Genomic DNA, 17,609 nt, shown 5'->3' with positions numbered 1-17,609 from the left:
AAGCATACCCTTGAACACGTCGACGGTCACCGCTCGGAAACGAAAAACCGCCTTCATTTCAAAAAATTAGGACAACAATTCTGTCCTAATTCTCGAATTTTATGACATAAGTGCCGCCTGTCTTCAATCCCCGGCCCACGAAAAAGTTAAGGCTAAACGACAGTTGATTACTGGTTGCGATGCCAGATCGAAATAATCTTGCGCCGCAAATGATAAAACTCGGCTTTGATTACGCGGCACGAGCAGACACCGCTCATTCGGCATGTTTCCGGATTGATCAACGGTCCAAAAGGCTTATGGTCCGCCTCGCTCAAAGCCCCGCATCTTATCCCACATCGCTTGCAAGGTACCGTCATGTTCTTCGCCTCGGACAACTGGGCTGGCGCCCATCCCGCAATCAATGAACGCTTGTCGAAGGAATCCACCCGCTTTGCCGCGGCCTACGGCAACAGCGAGCTCGACCGCTCGATCGAGGCTCGCTTCAACGAGATGTTTGAACGCGACGTGGCCGTCTTCTTTGTCGCGACCGGCACGGCAGCCAATTCGCTAGCGCTTGCCAGCGTCGCCCGCCCCGGCGGCCTCACCTTTTGTCATTCCGAAGCGCATGTGATCGAGGACGAGTGCGGAGCACCCGACTTCTTCTCGGGCATGCGCATGGTCGCGGTCGAGGGCCCGGCCGGCAAAATGCTGCCGGAAAACCTCGTGGAGCGCATCTCACGCTACCCGCAGGACGCCATTCACCACGGCCGCGCCGCCGCCATCACCATGACGCAGGCAACAGAAGTCGGCACGATCTATACGCTCGATGAAATCGACGCGATCGCAAAGATCGCCAAGGACAACGGTCTGCCGCTGCACATGGACGGGGCCCGCTTCGCCAATGCTCTGGTCGCGCTTGATTGCTCGCCCGCCGAGATGACCTGGAAGCGCGGCGTCGACGTGCTGTCCTTCGGCGGCACCAAGAACGGCTGCTGGTGCGCCGAGGCGATCGTGTTCTTCAATCCTGATCTCGCCAAGGATTTTGCATTCCTGCGCAAGCGCAGCGCACAGCTGTTTTCGAAATCGCGCTTTATCGCAGCCCAGTTCGACGCCTATCTGAAGGACGACCTGTGGATGGGTCTCGCCGGCCATGCCAACACCATGGCCGATCGCCTGCGCACTGGCTTCGGCGCGCTCAACAGCGCCCGGCTTGCCTGGCCGACGACATCGAACGAAGTGTTCGCGGTCCTGCCGAAAGCCTCAGCCAAGGCCGCCGAAGAACAGGGCGCACGCTTCTACAACTGGCCGGCACCCCGCGACATTCCGGAAAAGGTCAAGGCAGACGAAGTGCTCATCCGCATGGTCACATCGTTTGCGACCACGGAAGAAGACGTCGACCAGTTCCTGTCGATCTGCGCTTCCACCTAATCGTCAGCCCTGCTTTTGCGGCGCAATCTGCGCCGTAATCAGGCTGGACAGGGCCTCGACCAGCGCTGCATCTGCGCCGCGCCTGGAAATCAGCACGAACTCGACATCCTGCAGCGTTGGCAAACGGTCCCCGGTGATCTCCTTGAGGCCTTCGGGCGCCATGCTGCGCGGCTGCACGAGCACGCCCATTCCCGCCCGCGCCGCAGCCGTCAGACCGCTGAGACTGCCGCAGGTGCAGACGATCCGCCAGGACATACCGGCTCCATCCAGCGCCTCCTGCGCCACCCGCCGCGTGATCGAGGGCGACGGGAAGGCGATCAGCGGCAGAGCATCGGTCCGGTCGATCATGCGCTCCGGATCACGCGCCAGCCACACAAGCGGCTCGCGGTAGAGCAGACGCCCATGGGTTTCCCCAACATGCCGTTTGGCGAGAACCAGATCGAGATCGCCCGCGTCCTGCATCTGATTGAGCACGGCCGACAGCGCCACGGTCAGCTCCAGATCGACCAGTGGATGCAGACGAATAAAATCTTCGAGAATGCCGGTCAGCCGGCTCGCAACCACATCCTCGGAAACGCCGAGCCGCAACCTGCCACGCAGCCGGCTTTCGCCGAACAACGAGGACACCTTGCTGTTGAGATCCAGCATTCCGCGCGCATAGCCCAGCAGCGCCTCCCCTTCCGTCGTCAGCCGCACGTGGTGCGTATCCCGCGAAACGAGCTGACGCCCGAGCGACTTTTCCAACCGCTGGATATGCTGGGTAACGGTCGACTGCCCGAGCCCCAGCCGTGCCGCCGTATCGGTAAAACTTCCCGTCTGCTCCAGCACGAGAAAACTGTTCAGGTGATGCAGGTTGAGCATGGTTATCCGACTTCGCGATAGCTGTTAGTGTTTGCATTCAAATTCATGATAAGCGAAGACAGCCTCGACAAACAATGAAATCGTCGAAGGATTTTCCATGCGCCGCTACCTGCCGGATCGCTTCACCGTCATGCTCGTCTGCACCGTCATCCTCGCCTCCTTCCTGCCGATCCAGGGCGTATGGGCGGAATGGTTCGGGGTGGCGACAGACATCGCCATCGGCCTCCTCTTCTTTCTGCATGGCGCTCGCCTGTCGCGGGATGTGGTGGTCGCAGGCGTCCTGCACTGGCGCCTGCATCTGACGATCCTTCTGACGACGTTTGCGATCTTCCCGATCCTTGGGCTCATGATCGGTTTCGTTCCGGAAGACATCCTGCCGGCACCGCTTTACATGGGCATCCTCTTCCTCTGTGTGCTGCCGTCCACCGTGCAGTCGTCGATCGCCTTTACCTCGATGGCGGGCGGCAACGTGCCGGCGGCAATCGTTGCGGCATCCGGTTCCAACATTCTCGGCATGTTCCTGACCCCGCTTCTGGTCGGCCTGCTTCTGTCGACGACCGGCGACGCCGGCGTTTCGACCGATGCCATCCAGAAGATCGGTCTTCAGCTTCTGGCACCGTTCATCGCCGGCCAGATCCTGCAGCCGTGGATCGGCAACTGGATCCGCTCCAAGAAAAAGATCCTCTCGCCCGTCGACCGCGGCTCGATCCTGATGGTCGTCTACCTCGCCTTCTCGGAAGCGGTCATCGAAGGGATCTGGAGCCGATTTTCGGTGAGCGACATCGCCGCAGTCGTCGTCATCGACATGCTGCTTCTGACCGTCGTCATCTGCATCACCATGTTCGGCAGCAGACTGCTCGGCTTCAAGAAGGAAGACGAGATCACCATCACCTTCTGCGGCTCGAAAAAATCGCTGGCAAGCGGCGTACCGATGGCCAACGCCATCTTCTCCGGCCAGTCGGCCTCGATCGGCGCCATCGTCCTGCCGATCATGCTGTTCCATCAGATCCAGCTGATGGCCTGCGCCGCGATCGCCCAGAAATACGCCGATCGCGCCAGGGCCAAGGAAGAAGCCCTCGCCAAGGTCGCCGCAGCCTGAAACCGGCGTGCAGACCTTAAGGTGTGCCAATCAGGGCCGAAGCTTTGGCCCTGATCAATCCCACGCAAAAAACGCCCCTTCCCCGGCAAGGGAAGAGGCGTCTGTATGCTACCCGTGACTGGAGGTCATTGGGCTGTCATTACTCTCCGTGGCGGGTCAGTTGACCTGCTGCGGAGCGATCTGTGCTTCGATCGTCTTGACGCTGTCGGACGCATCGGCCGCAATCGAGATACGGCGTGGCTTGAGCGCTTCCGGAATGTTGCGCACCAGATCGATGTGCAAGAGACCATTCTTCAGCGAAGCGGTTTCGACTTCCACGTGATCGGCGAGCTGGAAGCGGCGCTCGAAGGCGCGCTTGGCGATGCCGCGGTAGAGATATTCGGTCTCGGCACCGGCTTCGTCATCGCTCTTCTCGCCCTTCACGGTCAGCGAATGGGCCTGGAATTCGATCGAGAGTTCCTTCTCGTCAAATCCCGCGACAGCCATCGTGATGCGATAGGTGTTGTCGCCGGTCCGCTCGATATTGTAGGGCGGATAGCTCTGCGCCTGATCGCCAAGGTTGCGATTGTCGAGCAGATTGAAGAGACGGTCGAAACCGACGGTGGAGCGGTAAAGGGGGGAAAAATCGACGTGACGCATAAAGTCCTCCATTGAAGCGACGTTGCGGTTTAGGTTTGGCGTCTCACCCCGTTCTGGCGATGAAGACCCCGTTCTGCAGGCCCTTTCGGCGCCTGCAGAGGAAAGATGGGAATTGATTTTCCGTCATTCAAGAGGTTTTTTCATTGGGGAAATTCATCCCGTGACGGGCTCGGCTTCTTGGTTATAGGCCGACAGGTCAGAGTTCTCCGCTCCGGCCTCGCCTCTATCCGCATCCACCATTTCAGATGATTTCACTTGACGTGGCGGCCCGGATCGCTTGAGCCTGTCGGCATGACTGACACGCCCCACGCCTCACAGACCCTGTTGCGATCGACGCCGGAAAACCCGGCGCCGGCCGATTACACCGCTGGCCATTTCACCGGTCACCGCGGCACGAAGCTGCGTTACGCGCTTTTCCGCTCACCGGTCTCACCAGCCCGCGGCACGATCGTGCTGCTGCAGGGGCGCAATGAGTTCATCGAGAAATATTTCGAGACTATCCGCGAGCTCAACGCGATGGGCCTGTGGGTCGCGACCTACGATCTGCGCGGCCAGGGCGGTTCCGACCGCGAGACGCGGCATCCGAAAAAAGGCCATGTCAGACATTTCTCCGACTACCAGAAAGACCTCGACATCTTTCTCGAGCAGATCGTGCTTCCGGATGCACGCCTGCCGTTTTTTCTGATCGCCCATTCCACCGGCGCGCTGATCGCCCTGTCGTCGGCGCCGAAACTCGCCAACCGGATCAGCCGCATGGCGCTGCTGTCGCCCTATATCGGCTTTCAGGGCCAGGCCCTGCCGGAACGCATCGTCTGGCCGCTTTCGACGGTCATGCGCTGGACCGGGTTCGGCAAGATCCAGCTTGGCGGAGACAAGCGCTTCATACCCTTCGAACGAAACGGCCTGACCGGCGATCGCACCCGCTTCGAGCGAAATCTCGGCCTCTACGCTGCCTATCCGGAACTGACAGTCGGCGCACCGACGGCCGGCTGGGTTCACGAGACCCTTCGCGCAGGCCGGCGCGTCTCGTCGCAGGCGCATCTGACACGGATCACCATTCCGACGCTGATCATCGCGCCTGTCCTCGATGGCGTCGTGCCCTATTCGGCCCAGGAGGAACTCTCGCGCAATTTCCGGGCGGCACAGCTCATCACCATCACCGGCGGCCGCCATGAGCTGCTGCAGGAAAAGAATATCTACCGGGCCCAGGTGATGGCGGCGCTCGAGGCCTTCATGCCTGGGCTCGATGGCGGCATAGACCTCAGCGAAACCGCGGCCTGACCCGTCTTATCGGCGCGCCAGCAGCGCAAGCGCTTCGGCGTGCACGCTACGCGAACCGGCGGCGATGATATTGCCGCCGTTCTCCGGCCGGCCACCATCCCAATCGGTGATGATGCCGCCCGCCTGCTCGATGATCGGGATCAGCGCACCGACATCATAGGGCTGCAGATTATTCTCGACCACGAGATCGATATGCCCGCCCGCCAGAAGGCAATAGGCGTAGCAATCGCAGCCATAGCGGAACAGCCGCACCTTTTCTTCGATCGAGCGGTAAAGTGCCAGATCCTCGCCCTCGAAAATATGCGGTGACGTGGTGAAGAGAACCGCATCGGACAGCTGTCCGCAGTCACGCACGGCAAGGACGGCCTCACCACCCGGGCCGCGATAGGTTGCGACCTTGCCATCGGCAAAATAGCGTTCGCCGGTAAACGGCTGGTCCATCATGCCCATCGTGGCCCGACCATTCGACTGCAAGCCGATCAGCGTGCCCCACAGCGGCACGCCTGAGATAAAGGCCCGCGTCCCGTCGATCGGATCGATGACCCAGACATGCTCGCGGTCGAGCCCGACATTGCCATGCTCTTCGCCCAGGATGCCGTGTTCGGGAAACCGCGCCTCGATCAGGGTCCGGATCGCGGTTTCCGCCGCCCTGTCGCCCTCGGTCACCGGATCGAACCCGCCGGCCAGCTTGTTGACGACGGAGACACCGGTGCGGAAGCGCGGCAGCGTCTGCTCGCGGGCGGCATCGGCGAGCGTATCGAAAAAGGTGCGATCAGGCAGCATCAACAACTCCGTCCCAGAAAAGCTGCCCCCGTTCTAAAGCAGGTCTTGACGCTTAGAAAGGCCTGAACCGTTCTTCGAGTGACCAAAACGCGGTCACATCGCCAAATAATGATGCAATTTTCATCACACAAAATAATTGATTGACAGATGTGCATAACGGACGTAGCGTCTTCATACAGTCTTTGACTGTAAATACCCTCCTTGGGTGTTTCCTCCCTAGACTTAGCCGCGCTGTAAGCGCGGTTTTTTTTGTCCAAAATACAGGGGTGGAAGGGTATCGCGATGAGCACGCAGATTTCTGCGTCCAGCGGCATCGAATGCGTTCTGTCAGGGAAGTCGGCTACCTCGGCGATCGAAGTCAGCCTGATGCGGGGATACTATTCCGCGGCGAGCGCGGTATCGCCGGCCGAGAAATCAGCGACGAAGTCCGCCATCTGGCGCATGAAGAGCGAGAGTGCGGCGGCGATCGCATCAAATTCCGGCCGCTTCGAAAGCGTCCCCTCATCCACGTAAAGCCCGCGGTTGATCTCGATCTGCAGCGCGTGCAGGCCGCGCACGGGCCGGCCGTAGTGTTCGGTGATGAAGCCGCCAGCATAGGGTTTGTTGCGCACGGCGGCAAAACCCATCTCGCTCAGGAAGCTGAGCGCTGCGCGCGAAATTTCGGCAGACGCGCTTGTGCCGTAACGATCGCCGATGATGAAGTCGGGCTTCACGTTCGAACCCGAAAGCCGGATATTGCCAGGCATCGAATGACAATCAATCAACATGCAGATGCCGAACCGGGCATGCGTGGCCGCGATCAGCCGGCGCAGGCAGGCATGGTATGGCTTGTAGATTGCCTCGATCCGGGACAGGCCCTCCGCCACCGAAAGCTTGCGCCGGTAGATATCCATGTTCTCGGCGACGATGCGCGGAATGGTGCCGAGGCCACCGGCAACGCGCATCGATCCGATATTGGCGTAAGGCGGCAACGGACCATCGAACATACGCGGATCGAGTTCGAACGGCTCGCGATTGACGTCGAGATAAGCCCGCGGAAAATGCGCGGCAAGCAGAGGCGCGCCAAGTTCCGGCGCATCGGCAAAGAGATCGTCGACATAATGATCTGCCGAACGGCGAATCGCCATCGAGTCGAGATTGCTGTCGGCAAGAAAGCTTTCCGGGTAGCACCGGCCGCTATGGGGAGAGTTGTACACGAAGGGAATGGTTTGCCTGGCGGGTTCCCTTACCTCGAAATGCTCAGGATCGCCGGCGTTGAAATCCATTCCGTTTTTACCATGTCATGAACAAGTCGGATGAGGTATGTTGCCAGTTGCCCGGCGGGAAGTCCATACTATGTAATCCCACCAAGGCTGCTTCGGCTCTTATTAAACGGATGTTTACCGTCAATTGAGAGTGTAGACGGCCATACAGCCACGACTCATAGACAGATAGCGGTCCCCGAGATGCTTCCAAAAATCCTTCTCGCCGAAGATGACAACGACATGCGCCGGTTCCTGGTGAAAGCGTTGGAAAAGGCGGGCTACAAGGTCATTTCCTTCGACAACGGCGCCAGCGCCTACGACCGGCTCCGCGAAGAGCCTTTCTCGCTGCTCCTGACCGACATCGTCATGCCCGAGATGGACGGCATCGAGCTCGCCCGCCGCGCGACCGAACTCGACCCCGATCTCAAGGTCATGTTCATCACAGGGTTTGCCGCCGTCGCTCTGAATTCTGATTCGAAGGCCCCGAAGGATGCAAAGGTTCTCTCCAAGCCCTTCCACCTGCGCGATCTTGTGGACGAAGTGAACAAGCTTCTGGCCGCGTAAGCCCGGTTTTCCGGCGGCTGTCAAAAAGACTTCACAAAACCGGAAAAAGCCTATTGACGGCACATCGGTTTCTGTGGTCTTAAGCCGCCCATCGGATGGGCGTATAGCTCAGCGGGAGAGCACTACGTTGACATCGTAGGGGTCACAGGTTCAATCCCTGTTACGCCCACCATCCTGATTAGCCGCAAGGCACGAAAGGCTTCCGGGAAACCGGAAGCCTTTTTCGTTTCAAGCCGTTAACCGACCGCATAACGTCCCGTCACCATTCTTCCATCCGTAACAATACCAATAGCGCGAGGCTTGCGGATGCGGGAGCTTGTGGGTCTGAGTTTGTGGCTGGCCTCTCGGCCAGTGGCACTCAGGCGGCCGGGGTCGTGTGGGGCTCCGGCCGCTTCAATAGCGCTTCACTTCCCGAATTTACCGCAAACAAAAGCCGCCCGTGGAAGCTCCAGGGCGGCTTTGCTGTTTTGATCCTTGGGGTCTTTCTTAGAAGACCACGGCGCCTGCCGTCAGTGCCAGAACCAGGAAGATCAGGAAGATCACGATAGCGATAAAGAACAGGATTTTCGCGATGCCCGCGGTGGCAGAGGAGACGCCGGAGAAGCCGAGGAAGCCTGAAATCACGGAGATGACGAGAAAGATGAGAGCCCATTTCAGCATGGTATTATTCCTTCATATTTGATGCGGGAACAACGTGACAAAAGGTTCCAGGTTCCAGCGCCGTGATGGCCGCGAAGAAATATTCCGGCAAAAATGTGAACTACGCGTCGGCAAGCAGATGCACTCGTCCCGAGATGCCGATCGACACCCGGTCGCCTGACGCAATCAGCTCGCGGCCGGGGATATCCAGGCGGAAGGAAATCTCGCCCTCGGCGATACCGTCTCCGGCGAGTGTTATCCTCGCATCAAGCGATGGCCCACAGAAAACCACGTCGCTGACCACAGCCGAGACCCCGTTGTCCGGCGCGTATTCGATCCGGCTGACGGTAAACTGCTCAGGCCGGATCATGATCTGCGCCCGGCCGCGATAGGTGACGTCCGCTACCTCTAGTCGGCCGATCGGGCTGTCGGCTATCCCGTCGCCGACCACGGCCGGCAGCACGACCGCTTCTCCGAGGAAGGTGGCCGTCGCCCGGTCGACGGGTTTCAGATAGACATCGCGCGGCGTGCCGACCTGGGCAAATTTGCCGGCCCGCATCACGACCAACTGATCGGCGAAGGCCAGCGCTTCTGCCTGGTCGTGGGTGACGAGAATGGTGGTGACGCCAGCGGCCGACAGCACGTCGGCCACAGCCTTGCGGGTCGCGGTCCGCAGGCCCATGTCGAGCGCCGAGAAGGGTTCGTCCAGCAGCATCAGCCGTGGCCTGCGGGCAAGCGCCCTTGCCAGCGCCACGCGCTGCTGCTGGCCGCCGGAGAGCTGATCCGGCTTGCGGGCAAGCATCGCCCCGTCAAGTCCGACCATCTCCATCAGTTCCGCAGCCCTTGTCTGTTTGGCGTCGCGATCCGCGTCCATGCCGAAACCGATATTGTCGAGCACCGAGAGATGCGGAAACAGGCAGCCGTCCTGCGCCACGATGCCGATATTACGTCGGTAGGCAGCAACATGCGCGTCCGCATTGGACATGATCTCGCCGCCAAGCGTGATCGAGCCGGCGTCAGGAACCTCGAACCCGGCAATCAGCCGCAAAAGCGTGGTCTTGCCGCAGCCGGAAGGGCCGACGATGGCCGTGCGGCTTCCGCTTTGGGCTGCAAGGTCGACACCGGCAACGGCTGCGACGGAACCGTAGCTCTTGGCAACGGAGGAAAGGGTAAGCAGCGTCATCGCCCGGCGATCTTTTTTGACTGGTGGTGAAGGAGAAGGGTGAGCGGCAGCGAAAACAGGATCATCAGCAGCGCATAGGGTGCAGCCCCCGCATAATCGATCTCGCTGGTCAGGGCCCAGAATGCCATGGCAAGCGTGCGCGTGCCGTTGGGCGCCAGCATCTGCGTCGCGGTCAGCTCGTTCATGATGCCGAGCGAGGACAGCGCCATCGCCGCTGCAGCGCCCGGTGCCGCCAGCCGCACTGTGGTGGACCACAGCGCCCGCGCCGGCGACCGTCCGAGACTTTCGGCCGCCTGTTCCAGCTCTGCCGGCACCTGCGCGATACTGGCGCGCAGGCTGACCAGCGCCCGCGGCAGAAACATGATGACGTAGGCGATGACGATCGTCGCCACCGTCTGGTAAAGCGGCAGCATCACCCGGATCGAGATCGTTACCAGAGCGAGCGCGACAACCACGCCCGGCATCGAGCTTGCGAGATAATAGCAGCCTTCGAGAAACCGGCTGGAACGCGTCGGGCGGCGCACCGAAAGCCAGGCGATCGGCACGGCAGCAGCAGCCGTTGCCACACCGCCGATCACGCAGATCGTCAGCGTCTGGGAAAGGGCCAACCCGATCTCGCTGAATTGCCAGATATCAGCGCCTCCGGCGATCAGCCAGCGCCCCAGCGTCAGCACCGGCACGCCCAGCGAAAACGCAGTGGTCACGACCGGCAGCAGCAGGCAGGGATATCGCCAGACGCCAAGCGAGGCGCGCACCGGATGGCGGGCAACGCCCGAGCCCAGCCGGGCATAGCGACGGCGGCCCCGCACAGCGGCATCGACGCCGATCAGCACGAAGCAGCAGGCCACCAGCACCAGCGCCAGCATATGCGCTGCAACGCCGTTGTAGGTGGACTGGAACTGGTCAAGAATTGCCGTCGTGAACGTGTCGAACCGGATCATCGCATAGAGCCCGTATTCCGACAGGAGATGCAGGCTGATCAGCAGCGCCCCGCCACACAGTGACAGTCTGAGTTGCGGCAACACGACGCGCCGCAAGACCGCAGCAGGCGAAAGACCGAGAGAGGCTGCCTGATCCTCGAGCGCCGGATCGATCAGCCGAAGGGCCGCCGACACGGGAAGGTAGACGAAGGGAAAGTAGGTCACGACCGAGATCGCGACGCCCGCTCCAAGCCCGTTCAGCCGCGGCCACATACCGATCCAGGCATAGGACTGCACGAAGGCGGGAATGGCGAGCGGCACGATGGCAAGCCAGGCCCATAGCTTTGCGCCCGGCAGGTCGGTGCGCTCCGTCAGCCATGCAAGCGCCGTTGCAAGAACCGTCGCGACCGGCACCGTGAAGACGATCAGCGCAACGGTATTGAACAGGAGGTCGCCGACACGGGAACGGAAGATCAGCTGCGATGCCGTTTCCCAGCCGGTCGCAACCGTTGCCCAGAACACGAACCCGAGCGGCGTCAGCGTCAGGGCGGCAATCGCAACGGCGATTGCCAGCGTCCAAGACGATCCGGCAAGGGGTTTCCCCGCAGGCTTCCGGCGCGGCCGGCTGGCAACCATGCTCTCGGTGGTAAACGTCATCGCGTGCTCAAGAAAGAAGAGACATCGCAGGTACGCCCTGCGATGTCCGTGCGCAACAGGATTCGATGGTGTTTAGAGAATGCCGGCGGCTGTCATCATGTCGGTGACCTTGGCATTGTTGAGGCTCGAAGGCTCGACCTTCGGCGCCTGAAGGTCGGCAATCGGAACGAGCGCCTTGTTGGAAGCCTCGTCCTTGCCGACGGCGTATTCGAACGAGGTGCCGTCACGCAGAATCTTCTGGCCGCCCTTGCCGGCAAGCCATTTCAGAAATGCCTGCGCCTGCTCCTTGTGCTTGGAAGAGGCCAGAATGCCACCGCCGGAGATCGACACGAAGGCGCCCGGATCCTGGTTCTTGAAGTAATGCAGCGCAACGTTCTTGCTGTTTTCGCCGGTCTTCGCCTGATCGCCGAAATAGTAGTAGTGATAGATCAGCGCGCCTTCGAACTGGCCCGCATTGACGGCCTTCATGGCGGTGGAATTGCCACGCACGGCAGTGAAGTTCTCTTTCATGCCCTTCAGCCAGGCAGCGGTTTCCGGCTCACCCTTCAGCTGCAGAAACGCGCCGACGATCGCCTGGAAATCGGCACCCGACGGAGATGCGGCCCAACGGCCCTTCCATTCGGGCTTGGCGAGATCGAGCATCGATTTCGGCAGCTTGTCCTCGGTGAGCTTGGTCTTGTCATAGGCAAACACGGTGGAGCGCGCGGCAATTCCGGTCCAGTGACCGTTGGCCGGGCGGAACTGCTCGGGAACGAGATCAAGCGTTGCCTTGTCGACAGGCTCAAACAGCCCCTTGCCATCGACAAGCGCCATGGCCGGCGAATTTTCCGTCAGAAACAGGTCGGCCGGCGAGTTGGCGCCTTCCTGCACAATCTGGTTTGCCATTTCGAGGTCGGATCCGTTGCGCACCGTAATGACGATGCCGGTCTCTTCCTTGAAGGCCTCGACCCATTCCTTGGTCAGGCCCTCGTGCTGGGCATTGTAGATCGTCAGGCTGTCAGCGACCTGCGCGTTGGCCGGCATGGACAGAGCGAGTAGCGAAACGGCGAGCGAAGCTCCGGCCGAAAGAGCAGACAGAATTTTCAAGTTTGCCTCCAATTCATAAGCGTCATCGCATCGATAGCCAAAGCCGACCTGCGTAGTCAAGTTTAAGAATCGAACGGGGATGGAGACCGATTGCGGCAAATGCCGGCGAATCAGGTAGAGCTGAAACGAACACATCAAGAACAAGCCGCGGAAGCTGAATGTCGGTTGCTTATCTGGAAAAATTGAACGAGGCCCAGCGCCGCGCGGTCGAACATGGTTCGGACGTGCCGGATGGCGGCGCTGCCGGACCGCTTCTGGTGATTGCAGGCGCAGGCTCGGGCAAGACCAACACGCTTGCCCATCGCGTCGCCCACCTGATCGTGTCAGGTGCCGATCCGCGCCGCCTGCTGCTGATGACGTTTTCCCGCCGTGCGGCCTCCGAAATGGGCCGCCGCGTCCAGCGTATCTGCCGTGAAGTGATGGGTGCAAAGTCCGGCGTCATGACCGATGCGCTCGCCTGGGCCGGCACGTTTCACGGCATCGGCGCAAGGCTGTTGCGGATCTATGCCGAACAGATCGGCCTCGACCCGGATTTCACCATCCACGACCGGGAGGATTCCGCCGACCTGATGAACCTCGTTCGCCACGAGCTTGGCTTCTCCAAGACGGAGAGCCGGTTTCCGACCAAGGGCACCTGCCTTGCCATCTATTCCCGCGCCGTCAATTCCGAGACGCCGCTGGACGAGGTGCTGAAGACCTCTTTCCCGTGGTGCCTTGCTTGGGAACCGCAGCTGCGCGACCTGTTCGCCTCCTATGTGGACGCCAAGCAGGCGCAGAACGTGCTCGATTACGACGATCTTCTGCTCTACTGGGCGCAGATGATGAGCGAGCCGCTGATCGCGCAGGATGTCGGCGAACGGTTCGATCACGTCATGGTAGACGAGTACCAGGACACCAACCGCCTGCAATCCTCGATCCTGATGGCGATGAAGCCCGGCGGCCGCGGGCTGACGGTGGTGGGCGATGATGCCCAGTCGATCTATTCGTTCCGGGCCGCCACGATACGCAACATCCTCGATTTTCCAGCGACCTTCGATCCGCCCGCCAACATCGTCACGCTCGACCGCAATTACCGCTCGACCACGACGATCCTGGCAGCGGCCAACGGCGTCATCGAACTTGCCCGCGAGCGGTTCACGAAAAACCTGTGGACCGACCGCCAGTCGGAGGAGAGACCGCGTCTGGTCACCGTCAAGGACGAGACCGAGCAGGCAAGCTATATCGTGGAAAAGATCCTCGAGAACCGCGAAACCGGGATGCTGCTGAAACAGCAGGCAGTGCTGTTTCGCGCTTCGCACCATTCCGGCCCGCTGGAAGTGGAACTGACGCGCCGCAACATTCCCTTCGTCAAGTTCGGCGGCCTGAAATTCCTCGATAGCGCCCATGTCAAGGACATGCTGGCGGCCCTGCGCTTTGCCCAGAACCCGCGTGACCGGGTTGCGGGGTTCCGCCTGCTGCAGCTCATTCCGGGCATCGGCCCGCAGACAGCGGCAAAGATCCTCGATGCGATCGCAGCTGATCCGGAACCGCTGGCGGCACTCCAGGAAATCCCCTCGCCTCCGAGATCCGGAGAAGACTGGCCGGCCTTTGTCGAGATGCTCGGCGCCGTCAGGAAAAGCGAAGGCTGGCCTTCCGAAATCGGGCTCGCCCGCCAATGGTACGAACCGCATCTTAGCCGCATCCACGAAGATGCCGACACCCGCAAGGCCGACCTTCTGCAACTGGAGCAGATCGCTTCCGGCTACGCGTCGCGCGAACGCTTCCTCACCGAACTGACGCTCGATCCGCCGGATGCCACCAGCGACCAGGCCGGCGTGCCGCTGCTGGACGAGGATTACCTGATCCTTTCGACAATCCACTCCGCCAAGGGCCAGGAATGGCGCTCGGTTTTCCTGCTCAACTGTGTCGACGGCTGTATTCCCTCCGATCTCGGCACTGGCACGACGGCCGAAATCGAGGAGGAACGGCGGCTTCTCTACGTGGCGATGACGCGGGCGAAGGATCACCTTCACCTGATCACGCCGCAGCGTTTCTTTACCCACGGCCAGCATTCCCAGGGCGACAGGCACGTCTACGCCTCGCGCTCCCGCTTCATCCCGGCAACGCTCCTGCAGTTCTTCGAAAGCACCGCCTGGCCGGTGGTGGCGCAGATGACGGAAGCCGAACGCCAGGCCCGCCACCAGATCCGCATCGACGTAACCGCAAGAATGCGCGGCATGTGGCGCTGACCCTTAGAGCGAACGAGAACCCGCTGTCACACCGAGAATGTGGCGTGGGCTTATAGGCAGTACGCCCGACATTGGAGATTGCGTGGTGGAGAAATCGTCGCTCGAAGCCGCATTCTCGATGAAGGAACCCGTCATCGGCCTCCGATTTGCATCCGAAGACCTGACCGATTTCATCACGTCCGAGTCGAAATTCGCAGATTGCCGGTTCAACGACTGCGTCTTCGACGGCGCGAAGATCAGGGAATGCGAATTCATCGGCTGCAGCTTTTCCAACTGCTCCTTCAAGGAAGCCGAGTTTTTCAACTGCATCTTCGTCGATCGCGAAACGCAGGCAGGATCTGCGTGGAATTACTGCGACCTCAACGAGGCGAAGTTTAAGGCCTGCAACCTTTCCAACAACCGCATCGTCAAATGCGAGGCCTTCCTGCTCGAGATTACCGACTCGTCGGCTGTCGGTCTGCAGTTCGATGCCGAGGTTCATCGCAAGATCAGCAAGCGCATGATGTTTGGCGGCGTCGTCTTACAGCGTTGCAAGCTGCAATACGCGGTGTTTGCGGCCTCAAGCTACGAAGAGAGCCGGTTCGAGAGCTGCGATCTCAGAGACTGCTCGTTTGTCGACAGCAATCTCAGCCGCGTCAGCCTGATGGGATCGAGCCTCAACAATATCGATTTCACCGGCGCGACGCTGGATTTCGCCAACCTGTCGCAGGCGACCTTCGATGAGATGGATCTTGTAGCCATGGCGTCGTTCAAGGGCATGACTGTCAGCCGCGACCAGCACGAAAACCTGCTCCGCTCGATGGGAATTCTGACGTCGGGATAAGCAGCAGACACAACCGGTGGGCGGAAAGGCTTTCCTTTCAAACCGAAAAAGCTTTAGAGCGACCGTTCTGCGTCGAAGGAGACTGAAGTGGACAGCAATCAATCGGCAAGGGCCTCGCGGGCGACGTCGTCAGCCCAGCCGGCCCCGTCGACGAAGAAGGCTGCAGCCTGGATGCTGACGTCGATCAGCCTGCTGCTGCTGATGGCGATCTCCGGCCGGATCATCACCCGCGAGATCGACGTCTTCCAGGTGATGGAAATGCGCTCGATCATCGCCTTCTTCATGCTTTTGCCGCTGGTGTTTCGCGAGGGTGGCTTCAAAGCCATGCGGACCACCATCCTGCCGGCCCATATCGGCCGCAACGTCGCCCACTATATCGGCCAGTTCGCCTGGCTGATGGGCCTGACGCTGATCCCGCTCGCGCAGGTGATCGCCATCGAGTTCACCGCCCCGATCTGGGCGGCGCTGATGGCAGCGGCTTTCCTCGGGGAGAAGCTGACATGGCGCAAGGGTGCGGCGATCGGCTTCGGGCTCGCCGGCGTGCTTTTGATCCTGCGGCCAGGCGCCGCCCCGCTCAACCCCGGCCACCTGATCGTGCTGGGTGCTGCCTTCTTCTTCGCCATCTCCTTCATCACCACCAAGCTCCTGACGCGCACCGACAGCGCCACCAAGATCATCTTCTGGATGCTGATCATCCAGTCGATCATCGGGCTGATCCCGGCAATCAGGGTATGGACCTGGCCGTCCGCGGGGATCTGGCCGTGGATCTTCCTGATCGCGTTCACCGGGACATTCGCGCATTACTGCATGGCAAAGGCGCTGTCTTATGCCGATGCGACGGTGGCGATGCCGATGGATTATCTCCGCGTGCCGGCCTCGGCCCTCATCGGCTACCTTCTCTACGCCGAAGCCATCGACGGCCTGACCGCCGCCGGCGCAATCCTCATCCTCGCCGGCAACCTCTTCAACCTGCGACGCCCGAACGCCGGAAGAATCCAACAGACGCCGCCGTGAGATCGGTTTAGTCTTGTTCCTTGAATGCTGCGGGGATATCGCGCGCGCCGTGCAGGATGCGCTCAATTCTCACACCATCCTGGGACACGGTGTAGAACATCACGTACCGTTTGAAGTGGATGCAACGAAGCCCGGTCGCGCATCAGGAGCGGCGTCCGCCATATCTGGCTTCAAGCCGATGGAAGACGTCATCCGCCGGAATGCCCGGCCCACTCTCGATCCCGGTGCGGATATCCGCCTTCAGTGCATCGAGCCCAGCCTTGCCGTGCTCCTCCATCTCTTCGAGCAGGCGAAGGCTATCGCGCATGACCTCGCTTTCGCTCGCATAGCGTCCGCTTTCCACCAGTTTGCGCACGAAGCTTTCGTAATGGGGGCCGAGTTCATAACTGGAAGGCACAAGATCCACCCTTGTTTCACCGAAATTATCAATCTTCGACATCCACGTAAAGCGTATCCCCTCGCGCAACTCGTCACCGCTTCTCCAGCAACTCGATCTGGATCTGCTGGAGTTCTGCGAGCCGTTCCCACTGCTTGGCCATCTGGTGATCGATCTTTTCATGCAGCTGGCGGATTTCGAGTTCGGCTCGAAGGTTGACCATGTAGTCGTTTTCGCTGCGCAGCCGGTCCTTGTCCTCCTGCCGCCTCTGACTCATCATGATGACGGGTGCCTGCAGGGCGGCAAGCGAGGACAGGACGAGATTGAGCAGGATGAACGGATAGGGGTCGAACGGATCGGCGGACAAACCGACCACGTTAAGCGCCATCCACAAAACCAGCACGGCTAAAAAGGACAGGATGAAGGTCCAGGAGCCTCCGAAGGCGGCGACCCTGTCGGCGACCCTTTCCCCGAACGTTTCCGCCTGGTCGATTGCGGCGGGCGCGCCCGCCTGAACCGTCAGCGTTCCCTTTTCGAAACTGTCGAGCACGCGGGCGTCAAGCTCGGTGATCTCGCCCCGCTCCTCTTCCAGCAGTGCCTCCACGTAGCGCCGCCTGAAGCGCGCCAGATCCTCGTCGCAGATCAGACTGTCGGCGCTACAGGTCTTTACCTCCTCCGCGATCATCTCGAAGAGATGCGGCCTTAGAGTGCCCGCCTTGTGAAGCTTCGATACCGCAAACGTGCGACCGCAGATGAGGCATTGCCCGGTTCTCCCTGTCGTTTGAGAAGCATGCTTACCCATTGT

General features: G+C 60.8%; 18 protein-coding genes and 1 tRNA gene. 8 read left to right on the top strand and 11 right to left on the bottom strand.

Translation table 11 applies throughout. The features are described from left to right. Window positions 1-354: 354 nt before the first annotated feature. Window positions 355-1,407, top strand: coding sequence for a threonine aldolase family protein (locus AC0JZ8_RS09325; protein ID WP_113109752.1), 1,053 nt, complete (start codon window positions 355-357; stop codon window positions 1,405-1,407). A gap of 3 nt (window positions 1,408-1,410) precedes the next feature. Here AC0JZ8_RS09325 and AC0JZ8_RS09320 read toward each other — a convergent pair whose 3' ends face one another. Further along, a complete protein-coding gene (locus tag AC0JZ8_RS09320) occupies window positions 1,411-2,268 on the bottom strand; it encodes a LysR family transcriptional regulator (RefSeq protein WP_062460971.1) in 858 nt (285 codons plus the stop codon). Between the two features lie 97 nt (window positions 2,269-2,365). Here AC0JZ8_RS09320 and AC0JZ8_RS09315 point away from each other — a divergent pair, with 97 nt between their 5' ends. Further along, window positions 2,366-3,367, top strand: a complete 1,002-nt coding sequence (locus AC0JZ8_RS09315) for a bile acid:sodium symporter family protein (protein WP_062582327.1) — start codon at window positions 2,366-2,368, stop codon at window positions 3,365-3,367. Window positions 3,368-3,523: 156 nt separating this feature from the next. On the opposite strand, the gene AC0JZ8_RS09310 is transcribed toward AC0JZ8_RS09315, so the two are convergent. Then, complete coding sequence (locus AC0JZ8_RS09310) at window positions 3,524-4,006, bottom strand: Hsp20 family protein (protein WP_062460976.1); 483 nt, start codon at window positions 4,004-4,006, stop codon at window positions 3,524-3,526. 291 nt (window positions 4,007-4,297) lie between these two features. Here AC0JZ8_RS09310 and AC0JZ8_RS09305 point away from each other — a divergent pair, with 291 nt between their 5' ends. Beyond that, on the top strand, window positions 4,298-5,287 hold the full coding sequence (locus AC0JZ8_RS09305; protein ID WP_062582322.1) for an alpha/beta fold hydrolase: 990 nt from the start codon (window positions 4,298-4,300) through the stop codon (window positions 5,285-5,287). Window positions 5,288-5,293: 6 nt separating this feature from the next. Here AC0JZ8_RS09305 and hisN read toward each other — a convergent pair whose 3' ends face one another. After that, window positions 5,294-6,070 (bottom strand): histidinol-phosphatase, encoded by a 777-nt coding sequence (hisN, locus tag AC0JZ8_RS09300; protein ID WP_471892356.1) that lies wholly within the window; start codon window positions 6,068-6,070, stop codon window positions 5,294-5,296. A gap of 377 nt (window positions 6,071-6,447) precedes the next feature. Next, the gene (locus tag AC0JZ8_RS09295; protein ID WP_471892355.1) at window positions 6,448-7,335 is read right to left on the bottom strand and encodes an N-formylglutamate amidohydrolase; all 888 of its coding nucleotides are present in this window, start codon (window positions 7,333-7,335) and stop codon (window positions 6,448-6,450) included. A 180-nt stretch (window positions 7,336-7,515) separates the two neighbouring features. Here AC0JZ8_RS09295 and cpdR1 point away from each other — a divergent pair, with 180 nt between their 5' ends. Further along, window positions 7,516-7,878 (top strand): response regulator CpdR1, encoded by a 363-nt coding sequence (gene cpdR1 / locus AC0JZ8_RS09290; RefSeq protein WP_062460988.1) that lies wholly within the window; start codon window positions 7,516-7,518, stop codon window positions 7,876-7,878. A 97-nt stretch (window positions 7,879-7,975) separates the two neighbouring features. Beyond that, window positions 7,976-8,050 (top strand) — tRNA-Val (locus tag AC0JZ8_RS09285). Window positions 8,051-8,364: 314 nt separating this feature from the next. Here the strand turns inward: AC0JZ8_RS09285 and AC0JZ8_RS09280 are convergent. From AC0JZ8_RS09280 to AC0JZ8_RS09265, 4 genes are all read right to left on the bottom strand, one after another. Then, window positions 8,365-8,538 carry a DUF1328 domain-containing protein gene (locus AC0JZ8_RS09280; RefSeq protein WP_082471987.1) on the bottom strand — a complete coding sequence of 58 codons (174 nt, stop codon included), beginning with the start codon at window positions 8,536-8,538 and terminating at the stop codon, window positions 8,365-8,367. Between the two features lie 100 nt (window positions 8,539-8,638). Beyond that, window positions 8,639-9,700, bottom strand: coding sequence for an ABC transporter ATP-binding protein (locus tag AC0JZ8_RS09275; protein ID WP_471892354.1), 1,062 nt, complete (start codon window positions 9,698-9,700; stop codon window positions 8,639-8,641). Continuing rightward, window positions 9,697-11,277 (bottom strand): ABC transporter permease, encoded by a 1,581-nt coding sequence (locus tag AC0JZ8_RS09270; RefSeq protein WP_471892353.1) that lies wholly within the window; start codon window positions 11,275-11,277, stop codon window positions 9,697-9,699. The genes AC0JZ8_RS09275 and AC0JZ8_RS09270 overlap by 4 nt, the downstream gene beginning before the upstream one ends. A 72-nt stretch (window positions 11,278-11,349) precedes the next feature. Beyond that, complete coding sequence (locus AC0JZ8_RS09265; RefSeq protein WP_162238006.1) at window positions 11,350-12,300, bottom strand: iron ABC transporter substrate-binding protein; 951 nt, start codon at window positions 12,298-12,300, stop codon at window positions 11,350-11,352. Between the two features lie 221 nt (window positions 12,301-12,521). Here AC0JZ8_RS09265 and AC0JZ8_RS09260 point away from each other — a divergent pair, with 221 nt between their 5' ends. From AC0JZ8_RS09260 to AC0JZ8_RS09250, 3 genes are all read left to right on the top strand, one after another. Next, entirely contained in the window at window positions 12,522-14,591 is a 2,070-nt protein-coding gene (locus tag AC0JZ8_RS09260; RefSeq protein WP_471892352.1) for an ATP-dependent helicase, read from the top strand. A gap of 82 nt (window positions 14,592-14,673) precedes the next feature. Beyond that, window positions 14,674-15,414: a pentapeptide repeat-containing protein gene (locus AC0JZ8_RS09255; RefSeq protein WP_471892351.1), complete on the top strand. Its 741-nt coding sequence runs from the start codon at window positions 14,674-14,676 to the stop codon at window positions 15,412-15,414. 171 nt (window positions 15,415-15,585) lie between these two features. Then, complete coding sequence (locus AC0JZ8_RS09250) at window positions 15,586-16,428, top strand: DMT family transporter (RefSeq protein WP_174196783.1); 843 nt, start codon at window positions 15,586-15,588, stop codon at window positions 16,426-16,428. A gap of 7 nt (window positions 16,429-16,435) precedes the next feature. On the opposite strand, the gene AC0JZ8_RS09245 is transcribed toward AC0JZ8_RS09250, so the two are convergent. From AC0JZ8_RS09245 to AC0JZ8_RS09235, 3 genes are all read right to left on the bottom strand, one after another. Next, window positions 16,436-16,549: a type II toxin-antitoxin system RelE/ParE family toxin gene (locus tag AC0JZ8_RS09245; RefSeq protein ID WP_280136960.1), complete on the bottom strand. Its 114-nt coding sequence runs from the start codon at window positions 16,547-16,549 to the stop codon at window positions 16,436-16,438. Window positions 16,550-16,570: 21 nt separating this feature from the next. Then, the gene (locus tag AC0JZ8_RS09240) at window positions 16,571-16,825 is read right to left on the bottom strand and encodes a type II toxin-antitoxin system ParD family antitoxin (protein WP_325263166.1); all 255 of its coding nucleotides are present in this window, start codon (window positions 16,823-16,825) and stop codon (window positions 16,571-16,573) included. 73 nt (window positions 16,826-16,898) lie between these two features. After that, the gene (locus tag AC0JZ8_RS09235) at window positions 16,899-17,606 is read right to left on the bottom strand and encodes a DUF1003 domain-containing protein (RefSeq protein WP_092659788.1); all 708 of its coding nucleotides are present in this window, start codon (window positions 17,604-17,606) and stop codon (window positions 16,899-16,901) included. Window positions 17,607-17,609: the final 3 nt, after the last annotated feature.

It is taken from the genome of Velazquezella soli (assembly GCF_977018685.1).
This window is presented reverse-complemented; position numbering and strand designations above follow the sequence as displayed.